Annotated in this window: 2 pseudogenes; one reads left to right on the top strand and one right to left on the bottom strand. The window is 52.7% G+C overall.

The annotated features are described in order from the left end of the window. Positions 1–285, top strand: a pseudogene (locus FDX22_RS19935) (hypothetical protein); the annotation flags it as partial. 37 nt (positions 286–322) lie between these two features. Here the strand turns inward: FDX22_RS19935 and FDX22_RS19930 are convergent. Beyond that, positions 323–477 (bottom strand): annotated as a pseudogene (locus FDX22_RS19930) (nicotinamidase/pyrazinamidase); the annotation flags it as partial.

The raw sequence follows: 477 nt of genomic DNA, 5'->3' as shown, positions 1-477 counted from the left end.
GTATATGTCCCCGAACTGTGGCCCACACACCTTAGATTGCGGGGATCGGGCTTTGTGAATGCCGTGGGAAGAATTGTCGCAGTATTTACGCCCTATGGCGTCGCTATCTTGTTGACCCGCTACGGCTCGATTACGGTCTTTATCGTGCTAGGCATAATGCTGGTGCTGTGCGCGCTGATTCTTTTTTGCTTTGGCATCGAAACACGCAAAGTTTCGCNGATTCTTTTTTGCTTTGGCATCGAAACACGCAAAGTTTCGCTGGAAGAGATTTCAACGCTGGCCTGAGATAACGTGCCGACAGGGGAGATCCTGTCGGCATCAATTAGCGCTGGGTTTCCAGCCAGTCGTCCAACGTATACAGCGTTGCGCCCGCCGCCGCCATGTCCATAAAGGCGTTTGCACTGTCCTGGGGGTGAATATTGACGCCACGGCAGCCATCGGTAATAACGCTGACGGTATAACCCAAATCGAGCGCAT

Source organism: Citrobacter sp. TBCS-14, assembly GCF_005280805.1.
GTDB classification, from domain to species: Bacteria; Pseudomonadota; Gammaproteobacteria; order Enterobacterales; family Enterobacteriaceae; genus Citrobacter; species Citrobacter gillenii.
The sequence above is the reverse complement of the archived record's forward strand: the minus strand, read 5'-3'. Positions and strand labels throughout refer to the sequence as shown.